The 12,352-nt window shown below is 69.3% G+C and carries 15 protein-coding genes; 3 read left to right on the forward strand and 12 right to left on the reverse strand.

Annotated features, from left to right (window positions below; genetic code table 11):
• The first annotated feature begins 14 nt into the window (after positions 1-14).
• Positions 15-1,667, forward strand: a complete 1,653-nt coding sequence (locus GO592_RS25615) for a (2,3-dihydroxybenzoyl)adenylate synthase (RefSeq protein ID WP_202714995.1) — start codon at positions 15-17, stop codon at positions 1,665-1,667.
• 10 nt (positions 1,668-1,677) lie between these two features.
• Here the strand turns inward: GO592_RS25615 and GO592_RS25620 are convergent, their stop codons facing one another.
• From GO592_RS25620 to GO592_RS25630, 3 genes are read right to left on the reverse strand one after another with little or no spacing between them, the layout of a single operon-like run.
• Entirely contained in the window at positions 1,678-2,496 is an 819-nt protein-coding gene (locus GO592_RS25620; protein ID WP_007301015.1) for an ABC transporter permease, read from the reverse strand.
• Positions 2,456-3,301 (reverse strand): ABC transporter ATP-binding protein, encoded by an 846-nt coding sequence (locus GO592_RS25625; protein WP_007301014.1) that lies wholly within the window; start codon positions 3,299-3,301, stop codon positions 2,456-2,458. Before GO592_RS25625 ends, GO592_RS25620 begins: the two co-directional genes overlap by 41 nt.
• Complete coding sequence (locus tag GO592_RS25630) at positions 3,298-3,777, reverse strand: MarR family transcriptional regulator (RefSeq protein WP_007301013.1); 480 nt, start codon at positions 3,775-3,777, stop codon at positions 3,298-3,300. Before GO592_RS25630 ends, GO592_RS25625 begins: the two co-directional genes overlap by 4 nt.
• Positions 3,778-3,875: 98 nt before the next feature.
• Between GO592_RS25630 and GO592_RS25635 the strand changes: the two genes are divergently transcribed.
• Positions 3,876-4,640, forward strand: a complete 765-nt coding sequence (locus tag GO592_RS25635) for an NRDE family protein (protein ID WP_007301012.1) — start codon at positions 3,876-3,878, stop codon at positions 4,638-4,640.
• A gap of 33 nt (positions 4,641-4,673) precedes the next feature.
• Here the strand turns inward: GO592_RS25635 and GO592_RS25640 are convergent, their stop codons facing one another.
• The 3 genes from GO592_RS25640 to GO592_RS25650 all read right to left on the reverse strand — a co-directional run bounded on the left by GO592_RS25640 (position 4,674) and on the right by GO592_RS25650 (position 7,236).
• Positions 4,674-5,087, reverse strand: a complete 414-nt coding sequence (locus GO592_RS25640) for an HIT family protein (RefSeq protein WP_005566400.1) — start codon at positions 5,085-5,087, stop codon at positions 4,674-4,676.
• Positions 5,088-5,162: 75 nt separating this feature from the next.
• The gene (purB, locus tag GO592_RS25645) at positions 5,163-6,584 is read right to left on the reverse strand and encodes an adenylosuccinate lyase (protein ID WP_007301011.1); all 1,422 of its coding nucleotides are present in this window, start codon (positions 6,582-6,584) and stop codon (positions 5,163-5,165) included.
• A 22-nt stretch (positions 6,585-6,606) separates the two neighbouring features.
• A complete protein-coding gene (locus tag GO592_RS25650; RefSeq protein ID WP_007301010.1) occupies positions 6,607-7,236 on the reverse strand; it encodes a TetR/AcrR family transcriptional regulator in 630 nt (209 codons plus the stop codon).
• 99 nt (positions 7,237-7,335) lie between these two features.
• Between GO592_RS25650 and GO592_RS25655 the strand changes: the two genes are divergently transcribed.
• Positions 7,336-7,902: a hypothetical protein gene (locus GO592_RS25655; RefSeq protein ID WP_039952920.1), complete on the forward strand. Its 567-nt coding sequence runs from the start codon at positions 7,336-7,338 to the stop codon at positions 7,900-7,902.
• Here the strand turns inward: GO592_RS25655 and GO592_RS25660 are convergent.
• From GO592_RS25660 to GO592_RS25685, 6 genes are all read right to left on the reverse strand, one after another.
• On the reverse strand, positions 7,889-8,569 hold the full coding sequence (locus GO592_RS25660; protein WP_007301008.1) for a DUF998 domain-containing protein: 681 nt from the start codon (positions 8,567-8,569) through the stop codon (positions 7,889-7,891). The genes GO592_RS25655 and GO592_RS25660 overlap by 14 nt on opposite strands.
• A 92-nt stretch (positions 8,570-8,661) precedes the next feature.
• Positions 8,662-9,252 carry a PepSY domain-containing protein gene (locus GO592_RS25665; RefSeq protein WP_039952918.1) on the reverse strand — a complete coding sequence of 197 codons (591 nt, stop codon included), beginning with the start codon at positions 9,250-9,252 and terminating at the stop codon, positions 8,662-8,664.
• A gap of 107 nt (positions 9,253-9,359) precedes the next feature.
• The gene (locus GO592_RS25670) at positions 9,360-9,773 is read right to left on the reverse strand and encodes a DUF1707 SHOCT-like domain-containing protein (protein WP_005254895.1); all 414 of its coding nucleotides are present in this window, start codon (positions 9,771-9,773) and stop codon (positions 9,360-9,362) included.
• Between the two features lie 56 nt (positions 9,774-9,829).
• Positions 9,830-10,117: a PLDc N-terminal domain-containing protein gene (locus GO592_RS25675; RefSeq protein ID WP_005254896.1), complete on the reverse strand. Its 288-nt coding sequence runs from the start codon at positions 10,115-10,117 to the stop codon at positions 9,830-9,832.
• Positions 10,118-10,218: 101 nt separating this feature from the next.
• Complete coding sequence (locus tag GO592_RS25680) at positions 10,219-11,385, reverse strand: pyridoxal phosphate-dependent aminotransferase (protein ID WP_007301006.1); 1,167 nt, start codon at positions 11,383-11,385, stop codon at positions 10,219-10,221.
• Between the two features lie 23 nt (positions 11,386-11,408).
• The gene (locus tag GO592_RS25685; RefSeq protein WP_007301005.1) at positions 11,409-12,317 is read right to left on the reverse strand and encodes a LysR family transcriptional regulator; all 909 of its coding nucleotides are present in this window, start codon (positions 12,315-12,317) and stop codon (positions 11,409-11,411) included.
• Positions 12,318-12,352 lie beyond the last annotated feature (35 nt).

Raw genomic sequence — 12,352 nt, forward strand, 5'->3', positions numbered from 1 at the left:
TAAAAGGACTTTCGATGACCACGAGCGTTCGCGCTCCCCTGGAGACCACCGTCGGCTACCCCGCCGACCTCGCCGCACGCTACCGTGACGCCGGGTACTGGACGGACGAGACGTTCCAGCAGTTCCTGGACGCCCGCGCCGAGCAATTCGGGGACGCGATCGCCGTGACCGGACCGGACGCGTCCGGGGCGGACTGCGCCCTCAGCTACCGGGAACTGTCCGACCGCGCCGACCGGCTCGCAGCCGGGCTGCAGTCGTCGGGGGTGCAGCCCGGCGACCGGGTCGTGGTGCAGTTGCCGAACATCGTCGAGTACGTCGAGGTGATCTTCGCGGTCTTCCGGCTCGGTGCACTGCCGGTGTTCGCGCTGCCCGCGCACCGCGTCCAGGAGATCTCCTACTTCTGCAGCTTCACCGACGCCGCGGCCTACGTCGTCACCGATACGCACGCCGGATTCGACTACCGCACACTTGCCCGCGACGTGGTGGCCTCGGCCGAGAATCCGCCCAGGATCATCGTGGCCGGGGACGCGGAGGAGTTCACGTCACTCGACGAACTGCGGGCGGCGGAACCGATCTCGGACGGGCCGGCGGTGGGTCCGGAATCCGTGGCGTTCCTGCAGCTCTCGGGCGGGACCACCGGGGTGTCGAAGCTGATCCCGCGCACCCACACCGACTACCTGTACTCGGTGCGCGAGTCGGACCGCATCTGCGGCGTCGACGAGAGCACCCGCATGCTCGTCGTTCTGCCTGCGGCGCACAACTTTCCGATGAGCTCACCGGGCATCCTCGGCGTGCTGCACGCCGGTGGTCGCGTGGTGCTCGCACCGGATCCGAGCCCCGACACCGCGTTCGCGCTCATCGAGAAGGAGGGCGTCACGATTGCGTCTCTGGTACCGCCGCTCGCGTTGGCCTGGCTGGCCGCCAGTGGTCGCACCGAACGGGACCTCTCGAGCCTCGAGGTGCTGCAGGTGGGCGGCGCCAAGTTCAGCGCCGAGGCCGCGAAGCGGGTGCGTCCCGAACTCGGGTGCACGCTGCAGCAGGTCTTCGGGATGGCGGAGGGACTCGTCAACTACACGCGGCTCGACGACCCGGAAGACACGATCGTCACCACCCAGGGCAGACCGATCAGCCCCGACGACGAGGTCCGGGTCGTCGACGACCGGGGCGAACCCGTCCCGAACGGCACGTCCGGTCATCTGCTCACCCGCGGTCCGTACACCATTCGTGGGTATTACCGGGCTCCCGAACACAATTCGACGGCCTTCACCGAGGACGGCTTCTACCGCACCGGCGACATCGTCCGGCTCACGGACGACGGCTACCTCGTCGTCGAGGGCCGCGCGAAGGATCAGATCAACCGCGGCGGCGAGAAGGTGGCCGCGGAAGAGGTCGAGAACCATCTGCTCGCACACTCCGCCGTCGCCGATGTCGCGGTGGTGTCGATGCCCGACCCGTATCTCGGCGAACGGAGTTGCGCGTTCGTCGTGGTGCAAGGTGGGCAGCCGAAGGCCGTCGAACTCAAGAAGTTCGTCCGCGGCCGCGGACTCGCCGACTACAAGGTGCCGGACAAGGTGGTGTTCGTCGACGAGTTCCCGGTCACCGGGGTCGGCAAGATCAGCAAGTCCGATCTGCGGCGGGCACTGGAGAAGACGTTCGTGGCCTCGTGACCCGACCCGGCTATCGGGACAGTCGCCCCAACAGCGCGGACGCGATGGCGATCCCGAGCACCGCGGCTGCCACGAGCACCCCGAAGTCCAGCCAGTAGTTCGTGGGCTGACCGATCAGCAGCCCCCTGAGTGCGGACACCTCGTAACTCAGGGGGTTCACGCGGCTGATCGCCTGGACCCACCCCGGCATGAGTTCCACCGGGTACAGCGCGTTCGACGCGAAGAACAGCGGCATCGTGATCGCCTGGCCGATCCCCATCAGCCGGTCACGTTTGAGCACCACCCCGGCGATGGCCACCGACAGGCACGAGAAGAACGCCGCGCCCAGCACCACGACCGCGACGACACCCAGAAGACGAACCGGATTCCACGTCATCCCGACCCCGAGCAGCGCAGCCACGACCACGACGACCACGGCCTGGGTGACCGCGCGGACGCCGGCCGCGAACGCCTTGCCCGTCACGAGAGCCGCCCGCGGCGTGGGTGTCACGAGCAGCTTGGTCAAGACCCCGGCGTCGCGTTCCCAGATGATCTGGATGCCGTAGAAGATCGCGACGAAGAGCGCCGACTGGGCGATGATGCCCGGTGCCAGGTAGTCCAGGTAGGGGACGTCGCCGGTCGGGATCGCGCGGATGCGGCTGAACGTCTCCCCGAAGATGACCAGCCACAGGATCGGCTGGATCGCCCGGGTCACCAACTCGGTGCGGTCGTGGCGGAGTTTCTGCAGCTCGACCAGACAGAACGTGACGATCCGCGACAACAACCGGAGCACACCCCGGGTCGGCGGTTCAGCCCAGACGGCGGGCAGTGCGGCGGGCGCTACGGACATCCCGGAGCCCTCCCTTCTCGTCGGCGGTGAGACTGTCACCGGTGAAGTGGCGGAAGACGTCGTCGAGTGTCGCGTCGGGCCCCAGTTCGGCGACGAGCCCCGACGGGGAACCGACCGCCCGCAGTTCGCCGCGGTGCATCAACGCGACCCGATCACACAGTGCCTCGGCCTCTTCCATGTAGTGGGTGGTGAGCAGGACCGTCATCCCGTACTGCTTCTGCATCTCGGTGACGCGGGCCCACACCGAATCCCGCGCCACCGGATCGAGCCCGACCGTCGGTTCGTCGAGCACCAGCAACGACGGCCGGTTGACCAACGCCTGCGCGAGTTCGAGGCGCCGGACCATGCCGCCCGAGAAACTCGACGCCACCCGGTCGGCGACGTCGGCGAGGTCCACCATCTCCAGTACCTCGTCCACCCGGCGCCGCCGTTCGGACCGGGGTACGTCGTAGAGGCGGGCGAACCAGGACACGTTCTCACGGGCGGTGAGCGCGCCTTCGATCGACAACTGTTGCGGCACATACCCGAGCAGCCGTCGAACGGCCATCGCCTGGGTGCGCACGTCGTACCCGAAGATGCTCACGTCGCCGTCCTGCAGCGGAAGAAGCGTGTTGAGCAGTCGGATCGTGGTGGTCTTCCCCGCCCCGTTGGGGCCGAGGAGGCCGAAGCACTCCCCCGCCTCGATCACGAGGCTCAGGTCCTTCACCGCGGTGTAGTCCCCGAACGAGTAGGTCACGTGCGACAGTTCCAGCGCGCCGTGGGACGGCCGCTGTCGTGCGGCGGTCTGCGCCCTGCGAAACATCATCGGACGACCTCCTGATCGCTCGGCCCGGCCTGATCCGGGTGAAGCGCTCCGGCGAGGCGGGTGATGGCGGGTACGGCGGATTCGATGGCGTGCCTGTCCTCGGCACTCAGTCCGTCGAATGCGGCGGCGACCTCGATGTTGCGGCGGTCGCGCCAGCGTTCGACCTGGGCCCGCGCGTCGTCGGTGAGCGCCAGGCGGGCGACGCGGCGGTCGGACTCGTCCCGCACCCGTTCGACCAGCCCGGCGTCGGTGAGTTGCCGCACGAGGGTGGAGACGGTGTTCGCCGCGAGGCCCAGGGCCGCCGCGGCTTCCGCCACGGACGTGCCGGGCCTGCGGCGGAGCAGCCGCACCAACTCCACCTGCGACCCCGTCAACGGTGTCTCCGGCCACGGCCGCCCGACCCGACGGCGCGTGTGCCGGCGCAGCAATCCGATTGCGGCGAAGAGCTGTTCGGCAGGCGCCTCGTTCTGTGCCATGGATTCAATATAGCTCTGTTTCAGAGGTATTTCGAGGGCGGCTACGCTCGGGCATGCACACCGAGTTCGGATGATCGAGGTGACGAGGAGACGTCTGCATGTGCCTGGTCCTGTTCGCCTGGCATACCCGCCCCGACCTCCCCCTCGTCGTCACGGCCAACCGCGACGAGTTCTACGCCCGCCCCACCGAACCGCTGAGCAGGTGGGACGACGGGTTCCTCGCGGGCCGCGATCTGCTCGCCGGCGGCACCTGGATGGGAATCGCCGACTCCCTGCGATTCGCGGCCGTCACCAACGTCCGCGACGGCGCACCCTCGACCGGGGCACGGTCCCGTGGGGCCCTGCCCGTCGACTACCTCCGCGGTCGGCTGTCCCCCGCCGACTACGCCGCACAGGTGGCCGCGACGGGCGCCGAGTACGGCAGCTTCAACCTGCTCGTCGGCGACCCCGCGGAACTGTGGTGGGCCACCAACCGGCCCCACGGTCGGCGGCAGCGGGTGGAACCCGGCGTCCACGGCCTGTCCAACGCCGAACTCGACACGCCCTGGCCGAAGGTGACCGGCGGCAAGCAGGCGTTCGCCGCTGCACTCGCCGCCGACGACGGCAACCCCGATGCGGATCCGGGGGCATACTTCGACGTGCTCGCCGACAGCGACCCCGCACCGTGGGAGGCGCTGCCCGACACGGGCATCGAACCCGAACTCGAACGCGCCCTGTCGTCCCGGTTCATTCACTACGGCGACTACGGGACGCGGGCGTCGACACTGCTGCGGGTCCGGGCGGACGGCACCTTCGACATCACCGAACGACGGTTCGACGAGAACGGCCGCACCGGCGAGGTCCGCTACCCCGCACGTGAGTGACAAAGTGTGCTCCCGCACGCTTTGCCACTCACGTCAGGTGAGGGAGGAACGGATGACGCCCGCCGTCTGATCGAGCGCGATCCGGCTCGGCGACTTCGGCATTCCGCGCAGCCCGAACCCGTCACCGGCCGTGCGGGGAACGACGTGCAGGTGGACGTGGAAGACCTCCTGGCCGGCGGCGATCCCGTCGGCCAGGAACAGGTTGACACCCTGGGCCCGCATCGGCCCGTGGCGCAGTGCGGTCGCGATGCGCTGCCCCACCGCGAACACCGCCGCGCCGTCACCCGGGTCGAGGTCGGCGAGCCCGGTCGCGTGCCGCTTCGGGACCACCAGCAGGTGTCCGGACGTCCACGGCCGGATGTCCATGAACGCCATCACGTCGTCATCCTCGTGCACGACGCTGGCGTCGGATCGGCCCGACACGATCTCGCAGAAAATGCAGTTCACGGGGTAGGCACCTCCGGTGCTTGTGCGCCTTTTCGGTAGCCCCCGCTACCAAAAAGGCGCACGGGCGCTACGCGCCTACAGGATCGGGGACGGCTGGTAGGCGGCCGCCTCGGGGTTGGCGTCGACGAGCTTCTGCACCTGCGCGACGACCGTGGCGACCTGGGACTCTGCGGCACCGATGAACGCCTTCTTGTCGGCGAGGGCCTCGTCGAGGGCGGCCCGGTCGAGGGGCAAGCGGTCGTCGGCGGCCAGGCGGTCGAGGAGGTCGGGTTCCTTGCCTTCCTCGCGCATCGCCAGCGCGACGGCGACGGCGTGTTCCTTGATGACCTCGTGCGCCGTCTCCCGGCCCACTCCGGCCCGCACCAGGGCCATCAGGACCTTGGTCGTGGCGAGGAACGGCAGGTACCGGGCGAGTTCCTTCTCGATGACGGCGGGGTAGGCGCCGAATTCGGCGAGCACCGTCAGGAACGTCTCGATCAGTCCGTCGATCGCGAAGAACGCGTCCGGCAGCGCGACGCGGCGCACCACCGAGCAAAACACGTCGCCCTCGTTCCACTGCGCGCCCGCGAGCTCGGCGGCCATGGACGCGTACCCGCGCAGCACGACCTGCAATCCGTTGACGCGCTCGCAGGAACGGGTGTTCATCTTGTGCGGCATCGCGGACGACCCGACCTGGCCGGGCTGGAAGCCCTCGGTGACCAGTTCGTGGCCGGCCATCAGGCGGATGGTGTGCGCGAACGACGACGGCCCGGCCGCCACCTGAACCAGCGCGGACAGCACGTCGTGGTCCAGCGACCGCGGGTACACCTGGCCGACGCTCGTGAACACGTGGGAGAAGCCGAGGTGCTCGGCGACCTTCTGCTCGAGCGCCTCCAGCTTGGACGCGTCGCCGTCGAGGAGGTCGAGCATGTCCTGCGCTGTGCCCATGGGGCCCTTGATGCCGCGCAGCGGGTAGCGGTCGATCAGCTCGCGCAGCCGGGTGAGCGCGACGAGCAGTTCGTCGGCCGCCGACGCGAACCGCTTGCCCAGTGTGGTGGCCTGCGCCGCGACGTTGTGCGACCGGCCGGCCATGACGAGGCTGCCGTACTCGGCGGCCCGCTCGGCCAGCCGGGCGGCGACCGCGACGCCGTGCGCGTGCACGTGCTCGAGCGACCGCAGGATCTGCAGCTGCTCGACGTTCTCGGTGAGGTCGCGGCTGGTCAGACCCTTGTGAACCTGCTCGTGCCCGGCGAGGGCGTTGAACTCCTCGATGCGGGCCTTCACGTCGTGGCGCGTGACGCGCTCACGGTCGGCGATGGAGTCGAGGTCCACCTGCTCGAGCACCCGCTCGTAGTCGGCGAGCGCCTCGGCCGGCACGTCGATCCCGAGTTCCGCCTGGGCACGCAGCACGGCGAGCCACAGCTGACGCTCGAGGACGATCTTGTGCTCGGGCGACCACAACTCGACGAGTTCGGGGCTGGCGTAACGGTTGGCAAGGACGTTCGGGATGCGGCTCACGAGTCCTCAGTTTACGGCGGTGCTACAGCTCGACGTGGTCCGGCCGGTCCAGGGCGGGCGCGACGACGTCGACGACGTCGAGCAGCATGGCCCGGGCTAGGGCCCGCAGGTCGGGGTCGTGTTCGCCGAGCGCGGTCACCAGAGCTCCGTCGACGACGGCGACGAGCCGCCGGAGTTGCTCCTGCCGGACGTCGCGGTCGGAGCGTCGCAGGGCCTCGGTGAGTATGTCGTCGAGTTGCGCGCGCAACCGCAACTGCACCTCGCGCAGTTCGGGGCGACGCGCGCAGGCCGTGAACCGCTCGTACCGGGAGATCAGCCTCTCGCGGCAGTCCTCACTGATCAGAGCCGGTCCGACGAGTAGGTCGAGGAGGAGGTCGACGGTGGATTCGCGACCGCGGCGCCGGTGCGTGACGTCGTCGACGCGGCCGCGCATGACCGCGAGATCACGGTTGCCGTTGCATTCGACGGCCTTCGCGATCAGGTCGTCCAGCGACTCGAAATAGTAGGTGGTCGACGCGAGCGGAAGGTCGGCCCGGGTGGCCACCGAGCGGTGCCGGACCGCGTCGAATCCGCCCTCGAGCAACAGATCGGCGGCAGCCTCGACCAGCGCCTGTCGGCGCCGTTCGCCCTTCGGAGTTGCCGCAGATGACACCAATTCATCCTGCCAGCCGCGGGTGCCGCACCAGGGCAAATTGGACGACAGACCGCGAAGTATGTGGGCTGCGGAGGCCACCCGCGTAGCGTCGGGACCATGCGGGTGTCCGTGCGGATGCTGGCCCTGGGATGTGCGGTGATCGCGCCGATTGGCCTGGTATCGGCGTGCGGATCCCGGGGTGGCTCCGCACCGGATCCGGACCCCTCGTCCGCGGCCACGTACACCGCCGCGGCGTGCCCGTCCCCGAACGTCGCCGGGGTGCCGCAACTCGATCTCGGACCCGGCTTCAGCTGTGGCACCCTGACCGTGCCGGAGGACCGATCGCGTCCGGACGGACGACGGATCGACCTAGCCGTGACGCGACTCGTTGCCACGTCTCCGACCCCGCGACCCGACCCGCTCGTCTATCTGACGGGAGGTCCGGGCGGGCCCGCGCTCGCCGGCGCTGCCCAGATCGCGACGCTCGGGCTGAACCGCGACCGCGACGTCCTGTTCCTCGCCCAGCGCGGCACCATGCACTCCGACCCGTTCCTGCCGTGCCTCGAGATCGACGAGTTCCAGTCGGCGCAGACGGGTCACGGTCGGCTTCCTCGAGAAACCGGTCGGCGGCTACGACACGAGTTGCCTCGGCGAGTACAGATGCCGGTCTTCACGACCGGATGAGATCCGGGGGCCGGCAGGCGAGGCGACGAAGTCGCAGGGCGATCGTCACCAGCGCGGGGAACGTCACGGCGAGAAGGGTGAACCGCTGGAGAAGTCCGGCGACATCGTGCAGTGGGGCACCCTCCGGCATCGCGAACCGGCCCAGCATCACGAAGCATCCCAGTCCGAGCACCCCGGCGACCGCGACGTACCGCGCCAGGCCGCGCCACCGCGAATCGGCGGCGAACCGGCGCGACAGCATCACCAGGGCCAGGGCACTGCAGGAGAAGAACGTGATCCCCGAGATCACATGGCGGCCAGGGTCGTAGGGCTCCCCGGCCGGATCCTCACGCAACGGGAACACGGCGGCGAGGGTCAGCCCCACCGCTGCCACGCCGAGCAGGGCCGGCCCCACCCAGCCGAAGCGCGTCGCCGCGATGCCGCGATGCAGTCCGGCCGCGAAGATCAGCAGTAGCGCGGCGAAAGCCAGGAAGTTCAGCTGCTGGATCCACCCGCTCGGGTCCGCCTCGAGAGCGCTGACCGGGTCGGCGATCGGGCTGTAGTCGTCCCGGAGGAATGCCTCCTGGGCGACGAACCCCGCGGTGAACAGCAGCGGTCCCGCTGCGCCCGCACGGGCGGCCCACCGCTGGAAGTCGGAGTGTGACACGAGAACTGACGTGGTGACCATGCCATCGACGCTAGAGCGACGTCATCACCTGGGCATCGGAAAATTCACCCATCTCGCCCCGGGCGGAACATGGGTCGTTCTACCCACTGCGGTCAGTTGTCGGGAAGGACGACTCCGGTCGCCGCGTCGACATCCACGTCGTAGTCCCAGCCCTTGGCGTCGCGGAGGTGAATGTGCCACACCGCCGTACCATCCCGCTGCTGCTGCTCGGCGTTCGCCACCGTGCCGCCCGGCACTGTCGCGACAGCGATCTGCTCCGCCTGCTGCTGGGTGACCGCTCCACCGGCGGGGGGAGCGGGTGCGGGTGTCGCGGTGGTCTCCCTGTTCTGACTGTCGGGCACCACCGCGCCGGTCGCCGCATCGACATTCACGTCGTAGTCGTAACCCCGCGCATCGCGGATGTGGACGTGCCACACCGTCTTACCGTCCCGCTGCTGTTCCTCGGAGTTCGCGACCGTGCCACCCGGGACCGTCGCGACAGCGATCTGCTCCGCCTGCTGCTGGGTGACCGCCGACGCCACCGCCGTGCCCGTAGTCGTCGGCGCCGCAGTCGTGGCCGACGCCGTGGCACTGGCAGATGTCGACGAGGTGTCACTGCTGTCGGAACCGCATCCACCCAGCAGCAGCGCGGACGCCGCGACAACCGGGATCAGGCTCGCACATCGCACAATTCTGGTGGTCATCGTGGCTCCTCGATCGCTCGACGGCGTGGACCTGCCTGTCAGAGTACGGGAGCGACAACCGACCTCGCGGTAGTTTTCCGCAGTTCTCGCCGGTCCGAGTCAGCGCGTCACCACGCCCGGCACGACCGCCTGCCGAAGCCCCGACGGGCCAGCACAAGCCAGACGATGGGCAGGAAGACGAGTGGAGGGACGCGCACCAGGGCGACCCACAGGATCGCGGCGAGCACGGCCACCACGAACACCAGCGTCCGCAACGCCGCGGCCTCCCGTCCCGGATCGCGGCGCACGCGATCGGGTTCGGGCGCGAAGCGCTGTTCGTCTGGGAGGTCCGCGAAGAGCGGCGTGAGGTCGGCGGCGGTCTTGGCGAGGTACGCCTGGCGCACCCTCGCGTCGAACTCGTCGGTCTCGAGCCGTCCGGCTGCGAAATGTTCGGCGAGTGCCGCCGCGGCTTGCTCCCGTTCCACGGTCCCGATGCGGACTCCGCCGGGAACGGGTGGCTGTGGATGACTGATGTCGCTCATGTCGTCGCCTCAGGGCCGGTGTGTAACAGTGTAATCCTAGCCACAGTGTAGGCCTTCTACTCCTGGTCGTGCCCGTGGAAACCTTCCCGGCGCTGCTCCTCCGCCCGTTCCCGGCACCGCCGCACGAACTCGGCTTCCTCCGGGTCGGCGGGCAGCCGATCGCCCGGGTCCTTCGGCGGCCGTCCGACGACGAGCCACAACACCGAGCCGACGAGCGGAAGCAGCAGCACGATCACCAGCCAGCCCTCCTTCGAGAGGTTCCGGAACTGGTCGTCGTCGGTGGTGATGGCGTCGGCGAAGCACAGGACCCACAACACGAATGCGAACAACGCGATGTACAGCATCGCCGTTCTCCTTGCCTGGCACGCCCGAACACGCAGTGCGCCCAAGTCCATCGAACAACTGCTGCGGCGCCGCCGCAAGAGCCGTGCCTGAGTAACTCCGCCTATAGCCAGCGACCCAGTCGCACCAGCGATTCCCGGACCTCGGCTGTGGACCCGGCGAACGACAGCCGGACCGTCCGGTCGCCGTGAACGGTGTCGAAATCGATGCCCGGGGCCAGCGCCAGACCGGTGTCCTGCAGCAGTCGCGAGCACCATTCCGTCGACGTCGCGCCGTGGGATCCGCCGAGCAGGTGCCCGATGTCGGCGTACACGTAGAACGCGCCGTCGGCAGGCGCCAGGTCGGTGATACCCACTTCCGGAAGCCCGGTGAGCAGAAGCTCCCGGTTGACGGCGTAGCGCTGGACGTGGCCGTCGAGCTCGGCCCTCGATTCCTCGGTGAACGCGGCGATCGCCGCGTACTGGGAGATGGCCGGCGGGCACACCGTCATGTTCGAGGCCAGGCGCTGCAACGGTCGGCGCAGCCCCTCGGGGACCAGCATCCAGCCCAGCCGCCAGCCCGTCATCGAGAAGTACTTGGATACCGATCCGACGACGACGGATTCGCGCGACGTCTCCCACGAGCTGGTCATCGCCTGCTCGCCGTATCCGATGCCGTGGTAGATCTCGTCGGAGATCAGCAGCGTCCCGTGGTCGTCGCACCAGCGGGCGAGGGCGGCCAGTTCGCCGGGGTCGATGACGGTGCCCGTGGGGTTGGCGGGGCTGGCGACGATCAGTCCGGCCGGCGGCTCGGGCAGGGCGTCGAGCATCGCGACCGTCGGCTGGAACCGGGTGTCCGCTCCGCAGTCGAGCTCGATGACGTTGCAGCCGAGCGCGGCAAGCGTGTTCCGGTAGGCCGGGTAGCCGGGGCGGGCCACCACGACGGTGTCGCCGACGTCGAAGGCGGCGAGGAACAGCAGCGTGAACGCGCCGGAGGATCCGGTGGTCACGACGACGTCCTCGGCGTCGACGTCGATACCGGATTTGGCGGAGTGGTAGCCGGCGATCGCCTCCCGCAGTGGCAGGATCCCGAACGTCTCCGTGTAGCCGAGCAGGTGTCCGTCGAGCACTTCCCGCGTCGCGCGGAGAACCGGCTGCGGAGCGGGAGTGGACGGCTGCCCCGCTGCGAGCGTCAGCACGTCACCGTGGGTGCGCTGACGTTCGGTGGCGGCCTTCCACACGTCCATCACGTGGAAGGTCTGGATGTTGGACCGCTGGGATTCTGAACGCACCCCTTGACGCTAGCGTGACGTGCTCACTGCCCCGCCAACGCGTCCCGCTGCGACTCCACCGTCTCCCGGATCGCGCCCACCACCGCCGCGACCTCCGGTCGGCGCAACGACTCGGGTCTTGCCACGAGCCAGTACGCCAGCGTGGCCTCGACCTGTCCGGGCAGGACCCGCACCAGGTCGTCGTGGCGGTCGGCCATGAAGCACGGAAGCAACCCGATACCTGCCGACGCCCGGGTGGCCTCGACGTGCACGAACACGTTGGTGGACGTCACCGATTCGCGCATCGAGACGGTGAGGCGGCGTGCGAGGTCGAGTTCGTCGACCTGCAGCATCGAGTCGATGAAGTAGACGAGTGAATGATCGGCCAGATCACCCACCTGCCTCGGGGTGCCGTGTGTGGACAGATACGACTTCGCGCCGTACAGGCCGAGGGTGTAGTCGGCCAGCCACAGCGCCTCCGCCCGGTGCACCTGCGGCTTGCCCACGACGATCTCGATGTCGAGCCCCGAGCGATGCTGTGAGGCCCGACGGGTGATCGCGACGATCTCCACGGACACCTCGGGGTGCCTGCTGCGGATCAGCGCGCCGGCGGGTGCCGCGATGTAGGCGCTGAACCCGTCGGTCGCCGATACCCGGACCACGCCCTTCAGGTGGTCGGCGCGGCCGGGTTCGGCGACGAGTCCGTGGACGGCGGCCTCCACGCGTTCGGCCGCGGTCAGCGCCTGCCGCCCGAGGTCGGTGAGTTCCCACCCGCCGGCGGCCTTCACGAGTACCCGGCCGCCGAGGCTCTTCTCCAGACTCGCGATCCGCCGCGAGATGGTCGTGTGGTTGACGCCCAGGTCGTCGGCGGCGGTGTTGAAGCGGCCGGTCCGCCCCACTGCCAGCAGTACGAGCAGGTCGTCGGCGCTGGGCATGGCCGTTCCGGAGGTCATTTCTGCATATTTGCACATGCCGACTGCAGGTTGCG

The sequence above is a fragment of the Rhodococcus sp. 21391 genome, assembly GCF_016772255.1.
GTDB lineage: Bacteria > Actinomycetota > Actinomycetes > Mycobacteriales > Mycobacteriaceae > Rhodococcus_F > Rhodococcus_F opacus.

Excerpts from the sequence above, each read along its gene's own strand:
- GO592_RS25615 (WP_202714995.1), top strand. The coding sequence starts at position 15 with ATGACCACGAGCGTTCGCGCTCCCCTGGAGACCACCGTCGGCTACCCC.
- GO592_RS25620 (WP_007301015.1), bottom strand. The coding sequence starts at position 2,496 with ATGTCCGTAGCGCCCGCCGCACTGCCCGCCGTCTGGGCTGAACCGCCG.
- GO592_RS25625 (WP_007301014.1), bottom strand. The coding sequence starts at position 3,301 with ATGATGTTTCGCAGGGCGCAGACCGCCGCACGACAGCGGCCGTCCCAC.
- GO592_RS25630 (WP_007301013.1), bottom strand. The coding sequence starts at position 3,777 with ATGGCACAGAACGAGGCGCCTGCCGAACAGCTCTTCGCCGCAATCGGA.
- GO592_RS25635 (WP_007301012.1), top strand. The coding sequence starts at position 3,876 with ATGTGCCTGGTCCTGTTCGCCTGGCATACCCGCCCCGACCTCCCCCTC.
- GO592_RS25655 (WP_039952920.1), top strand. The coding sequence starts at position 7,336 with ATGCGGGTGTCCGTGCGGATGCTGGCCCTGGGATGTGCGGTGATCGCG.
- GO592_RS25660 (WP_007301008.1), bottom strand. The coding sequence starts at position 8,569 with ATGGTCACCACGTCAGTTCTCGTGTCACACTCCGACTTCCAGCGGTGG.
- GO592_RS25665 (WP_039952918.1), bottom strand. The coding sequence starts at position 9,252 with ATGACCACCAGAATTGTGCGATGTGCGAGCCTGATCCCGGTTGTCGCG.
- GO592_RS25670 (WP_005254895.1), bottom strand. The coding sequence starts at position 9,773 with ATGAGCGACATCAGTCATCCACAGCCACCCGTTCCCGGCGGAGTCCGC.
- GO592_RS25675 (WP_005254896.1), bottom strand. The coding sequence starts at position 10,117 with ATGCTGTACATCGCGTTGTTCGCATTCGTGTTGTGGGTCCTGTGCTTC.
- GO592_RS25685 (WP_007301005.1), bottom strand. The coding sequence starts at position 12,317 with ATGACCTCCGGAACGGCCATGCCCAGCGCCGACGACCTGCTCGTACTG.